At 59.6% G+C, this 5,177-nt stretch carries 8 protein-coding genes; 1 reads left to right on the forward strand and 7 read right to left on the reverse strand.

Going from position 1 to position 5,177, the window contains the following annotated elements; all coding sequences use genetic code 11:
* Nucleotides 1-112 precede the first annotated feature (112 nt).
* From tatB to ubiE, 7 genes are all read right to left on the reverse strand, one after another.
* The gene (gene tatB, locus AC1DRJ_RS18620; protein WP_477803455.1) at nucleotides 113-571 is read right to left on the reverse strand and encodes a Sec-independent protein translocase protein TatB; all 459 of its coding nucleotides are present in this window, start codon (nucleotides 569-571) and stop codon (nucleotides 113-115) included.
* A gap of 10 nt (nucleotides 572-581) precedes the next feature.
* Complete coding sequence (locus AC1DRJ_RS18625; RefSeq protein WP_477789775.1) at nucleotides 582-854, reverse strand: twin-arginine translocase TatA/TatE family subunit; 273 nt, start codon at nucleotides 852-854, stop codon at nucleotides 582-584.
* Between the two features lie 25 nt (nucleotides 855-879).
* Entirely contained in the window at nucleotides 880-1,212 is a 333-nt protein-coding gene (locus AC1DRJ_RS18630; protein ID WP_007899279.1) for a phosphoribosyl-ATP diphosphatase, read from the reverse strand.
* Nucleotides 1,205-1,606 carry a phosphoribosyl-AMP cyclohydrolase gene (gene hisI / locus AC1DRJ_RS18635; RefSeq protein ID WP_477803456.1) on the reverse strand — a complete coding sequence of 134 codons (402 nt, stop codon included), beginning with the start codon at nucleotides 1,604-1,606 and terminating at the stop codon, nucleotides 1,205-1,207. The genes AC1DRJ_RS18630 and hisI overlap by 8 nt, the downstream gene beginning before the upstream one ends.
* Nucleotides 1,607-1,687: 81 nt before the next feature.
* A complete protein-coding gene (gene ubiB / locus AC1DRJ_RS18640) occupies nucleotides 1,688-3,292 on the reverse strand; it encodes a ubiquinone biosynthesis regulatory protein kinase UbiB (RefSeq protein ID WP_477803457.1) in 1,605 nt (534 codons plus the stop codon).
* Nucleotides 3,289-3,912, reverse strand: a complete 624-nt coding sequence (locus AC1DRJ_RS18645) for a ubiquinone biosynthesis accessory factor UbiJ (protein ID WP_477803458.1) — start codon at nucleotides 3,910-3,912, stop codon at nucleotides 3,289-3,291. The genes ubiB and AC1DRJ_RS18645 overlap by 4 nt, the downstream gene beginning before the upstream one ends.
* Nucleotides 3,912-4,682, reverse strand: a complete 771-nt coding sequence (gene ubiE, locus AC1DRJ_RS18650; protein ID WP_007948968.1) for a bifunctional demethylmenaquinone methyltransferase/2-methoxy-6-polyprenyl-1,4-benzoquinol methylase UbiE — start codon at nucleotides 4,680-4,682, stop codon at nucleotides 3,912-3,914. The genes AC1DRJ_RS18645 and ubiE overlap by 1 nt, the downstream gene beginning before the upstream one ends.
* Before the next feature lie 155 nt (nucleotides 4,683-4,837).
* Here ubiE and AC1DRJ_RS18655 point away from each other — a divergent pair, with 155 nt between their 5' ends.
* On the forward strand, nucleotides 4,838-5,113 hold the full coding sequence (locus tag AC1DRJ_RS18655) for a polyhydroxyalkanoic acid system family protein (protein WP_027922116.1): 276 nt from the start codon (nucleotides 4,838-4,840) through the stop codon (nucleotides 5,111-5,113).
* Nucleotides 5,114-5,177 lie beyond the last annotated feature (64 nt).

The raw sequence follows: 5,177 nt of genomic DNA on the forward strand, positions 1-5,177 counted from the left end.
GGCTGCGTTGTAGGCCTTGGAAAGGGAACAATCATTCCCTGTGGTCTACGCCTTGCCTGGCCCGCTTTCAGGCGACAACGCGACGCAGGAAATGACCGATGACAGGCCCTTGTCATGGGGCTCGCGGCGGCAGTGTTGGGTCATGAGGGGCCGGCGCTGTCGGCGCGACGGCAGGCGCTACCGGTTCTACCGGGGTTGCTGAAGCAGCGGGCGCAGGTTGCTCCATCGCAAAAACAGGTGCAGGCGCAGGTGTTGGCTCAGTGGCAGCGGCAGGCGCGTGAATCGTCTGCGCCCCCACGTGTTCCACCGGCGTCGGCTCCTGCTGGGTTGGCGAGAAGATTTTCCGTGCCTCCTGCTCCAGCGACAGAATGTGCTCGTTGTGCAGCTGCCGACGAATCTCGTCGGCGCCGATTTCACGTTCAACTTCCTGCTTGATCGCGTTGAAGCTGCGCTTCAAGCGTCCGACCCACAGGCCGGCAGTGCGCGCAGCACCCGGCAAGCGCTCGGGACCCAGCACCAGCAGGGCTACGAGGCCGACGAGCAGCAGTTCAGAGAAGCTGATACCAAACATTAGTCAGTGCTCACACGTCTTTGCGGATCGGCTCTTCGACTTTTTGTGCCTGCACGTCGATGGTATGCGGCTGGTTCACCGTGGCTTGCGGCTGAACCGGCGGTACTGGTTGCGACGACGTTGCGGTCGGATCGGCGGGTTTTTCGTCGTCGTTCATGGCTTTCTTGAAGCCCTTGATCGACTCGCCCACGTCAGTGCCGAGGTTTTTCAGTTTCTTGGTGCCGAATACCAGTACGACAACAACCAGGATGACGATCCAGTGTTTCCAGTCAAAAATGCCCATGTTGCTGCTCCTCTCTAATAGTTATTCAGGCGGACGGGCGCGAGGCTTTCTCAGCGTGTCCGGACAGACCGAATCGACGGTCCAGTTCATCGAGTACAGCCTGTGGATGCTGCCCCAGTTGGGCGAGCATGACCATGCTGTGGAACCACAAATCGGCGGTCTCGTAGATCACATCGCTGCAGTCGCCGCTGATGGCGGCATCCTTGGCGGCGATGATGGTTTCGACCGACTCTTCGCCGACTTTTTCCAGAATCTTGTTCAAGCCCTTGTGGTACAGGCTGGCGACATACGAGCTGTCGGCGGCAGCGCCTTTGCGCTCTTCAAGCACTTGGGCCAGGCGGGTCAACGTGTCACTCATGGGTGTGTCCTGCGGAGTAGATGGCGTGCGGGTCCTTGAGCACCGGGTCGACGGTTTTCCAGTCGCCGTTCTCGAAGACACGGTAGAAGCAGCTTTGGCGGCCGGTATGGCAAGCGATGTCGCCAATTTGCTCGACCATCAGGATGATCACGTCGGCGTCGCAATCCAGGCGCATCTCATGCAGGGTTTGCACGTGGCCAGACTCTTCGCCCTTGCGCCACAGCTTGCCACGGGAGCGTGACCAGTAAATGGCGCGATTCTCGGCAGCGGTCAGTTCCAGCGCTTCACGGTTCATCCAGGCCATCATCAGGACGCGCCCGGTCTTGTAATCCTGGGCAATCGCAGGCACCAGGCCGTCAGCGTCCCACTTGATCTCGTCCAGCCAGTTTTTCATCTTCGACTCCGACAGCGGGTTCAACACTTCATTAGTCAAACCCAAGCGTCTGAACAGTGTGCCAGCGACTGGCGTGACTGGCTATCGGCGAACGACCAGATACAAGCCGACGGCGATCATGATTCCCCCGGGCCAATGACCCAGTTCGTTCAGCGGTCCGCCGGCCAGCAGAATAACGCCGCCCGCCAGGTGTGCGCAGCCGAGCAGGCGCAAGAACCAGTCATCCTTGCGTTTATGCCACGGAGGTGGCGGGTCGTAGGCGTGGGGTTGGGACATGCGTTCGAGCAGGTCGCGGGCCATGTTGGCCAGATGCGGCAGTTGTTCGAACTGGCTCTGCACGTTGCCGAGCAAGGCTTTTGGGCTGACGCGCTCGCGCATCCAGCGTTCGAGGAACGGTTGCGCGGTGTTCCACAAGTCCAGGTCCGGGTATAGCTGACGGCCCAGGCCCTCGATGTTCAGTAAGGTTTTTTGCAGCAGTACCAGCTGCGGCTGCACTTCCATGTTGAAGCGCCGGGCAGTCTGGAACAGGCGCATCAGCACCTGACCGAAGGAAATATCTTTTAATGGTTTTTCAAAAATCGGCTCGCACACAGTGCGGATTGCCGCTTCAAATTCGTTGAGTTTGGTTTCCGCCGGCACCCAGCCCGAATCGATGTGCAATTGCGCCACACGACGGTAGTCACGCTTGAAGAAGGCAAAGAGGTTGCGCGCCAGGTAGTCCTGATCTTCCGGGGTCAGGCTGCCGACGATGCCGCAGTCAATCGCAATGTACTGCGGGCTCCACGGGTTGACGGTGCTGACGAAGATGTTGCCTGGGTGCATGTCGGCGTGGAAGAAACTGTCGCGGAACACTTGGGTGAAGAAGATCTCCACGCCGCGCTCAGCGAGCATCTTCATGTCTGTGCGCTGGTCGGCCAGGGTCGTCAGGTCGGTGACCTGGATGCCGTAGATGCGTTCCATCACCAACACTTTCGGCCGGCACCAGTCCCAATAGACTTGCGGCACATACAGCAGAGGTGAGCCTTCGAAATTACGCTTCAGCTGGCTGGCGTTGGCCGCTTCGCGCAGTAAATCGAGTTCGTCGTAGATGGTTTTTTCGTAGTCACTGACCACGTCCACCGGGTGCAGCAGGCGCGCGTCGGCTGAAAGCTTTTCGGCGGCGCGGGCCAGAATGAACAGCCACGCCAGATCCTGGGCGATGATGGGTTTGAGGCCGGGGCGGATCACCTTGACCACCACTTCTTCCCCGGTTTTCAGCTGTGCGGCATGCACCTGCGCCACCGAGGCGGACGCCAGCGGTTCGACGTCGAAGCGGCTGAACACTTCACTGATCTTTTTGCCGAGCTGTTCTTCGATCAGCTTGATTGATACTTGGGAATCGAACGGCGGCACGCGGTCCTGCAGTTTCATCAGCTCATCGGCGATGTCTTCCGGCAACAGGTCGCGGCGGGTGGAGAGAATTTGCCCGAATTTGATGAAAATCGGCCCAAGGTCCTGCAACGCCAGGCGCAATCGAGCGCCACGGCTCAAGTCCAGCGTCTTGCGCGGGAACCAGCGCCACGGCAGCGCGTAACGCAGTGCCAGCAGGAACCAGGGGAGCGGCAGGGCAAATAGCAGGTCATCGAGGCGGTAACGAATCACAACGCGCTGGATGCGCAACAAACGGCGGACGGCAAGCAGCTTCATGCGTTATCGCTTGGGTCGAGGGATCGGGAAAGGCGCTCGAAGCGCGCCTCGAGACGTTCCAGATCGAGTTTGATCTGGTCCAGTTCACTGAAACGGGCTTCGGCTTCGCGCTGACCGACAAGGGTGCGTGACTCTTCGGCCAAGTATTCGCCCAGGTTCTGGCCCAGGCTGGCGAATCCTTGCTGATACCAGCGGGCGCGGCTGCGCAGGTGACCGCCAACCAGTTGCGTGGCCACAGGGCCCAGCCAGCGTGAGAGTTCGTACTCCCAGTCCAGCTCCAGGTCCTGAAGGATCGCCGCCAGTTCCAGCAGCACGCCGCTGTCACCGTCGAGTTCGACTTCAGGGCCATGCAGGACCGCGGTCTTGTCCTTGCTCATCGCCAGTTTCAACAGGCTGGAGGCCGGAGCGCGCAAGGTGCAATCGGCGCCGGTTTCCCAATGAGCGGCCAGCATCAGGCCTTCGTCACTGGGCAAGATGAACAGCTGCAACGCCGGACTGCGGCAGTCGACGGCAATCACCCGGCCGCTCAAATGAGCCAGCCGCGGCAGCGCCGTGCTGTCGAGACGCAGCACCCGGTTAAGGCCGAGTTCAACGCTGGCGAGCAGACCGGCCAGCAACATCAGGGTTTGATGCCGCGGTGCAGGGCGACGATGCCTGCGGTCATGTTGTGGTAGGTCACGCGGTCGAAACCGGCCTCGACCATCATCGACTTCAGGGTTTCCTGATTCGGGTGCATACGGATCGATTCGGCAAGGTAGCGATAGCTTTCCGAGTCGTTGGTGATCAGCTTGCCCATCAGCGGCATGAAGGCGAACGAGTAGGCGTCGTAGGCTTTGGACATCAGCGCGTTGGTCGGCTTGGAGAATTCCAGCACCAACAGACGACCGCCAGGCTTGAGTACGCGCAGCATCGAACGCAGGGCGTCTTCCTTGTGCGTCACGTTGCGCAGACCGAAGGCGATGGTCACGCAGTCGAAGTGATTGTCCGGGAACGGCAGCTTTTCAGCATCGGCCTGAACGAATTCGACGTTGCCGGCCACACCGAGATCCAGCAGGCGGTCACGACCGACCTTGAGCATGGATTCGTTGATGTCGGCCAACACCACCTGGCCGGTCGGGCCGACGAGGTGCGAGAATTTTTTGGTCAGGTCGCCCGTACCGCCAGCGATGTCCAGCACGCGATTGCCAGTGCGCACACCCGAAAGCTCGATTGCGAAACGCTTCCACAAACGGTGCATACCGCCCGACAGGAGGTCGTTCATCAAGTCGTACTTGGCGGCTACCGAATGGAAAACCTCAGCGACTTTTTCCGCTTTTTGGCTTTCCGGAACGTTTTTGAAACCGAAGTGAGTGGTGGGTTCGGCATCGCTGCCTTTGCGCTGATCAGTCATATCGCTGTCACCAGAAGAGAATGCGGGACATTCTAATCCCCAAGGCATGCTTTGTCTTGGCAAGGCTGAAGGTAAGATGGGCAACCACCGGGACGTTTTGACGCAGTAATGGTCAAGATGCTTCAGGAAAGTATCCACAAAGCAGGAGTCATTCGATGGCCCGTATTAGTGTTGAACGTGCCCACGGCCTGGGCAAGGAAGCGGCTCGCGAGAAGGCCGACAAGCTGGCGCAGAAACTGTCCGATCAATATGGCCTGGAGCCGCAGTGGTCCGGCGACACGCTGAACCTCAAACGCTCCGGTGTGAAAGGCGCGGTGCATGTCAGCGAGGATTCAATCCGCGTCGATGTGGAATTGGGGCTGATGATGTCGGCCATGAGCGGCATGATCAAATCGGAAATCGAAAAGGCCCTCGATAAAGCGTTGGTCTGATACGGTCGAATGTTGGATGAGATTTAGTGTGGGAGCGGGCTTGCTCGCGAATGCGGTGTGTCAG

The sequence above is a fragment of the Pseudomonas sp. P5_B2 genome (assembly GCF_056400445.1).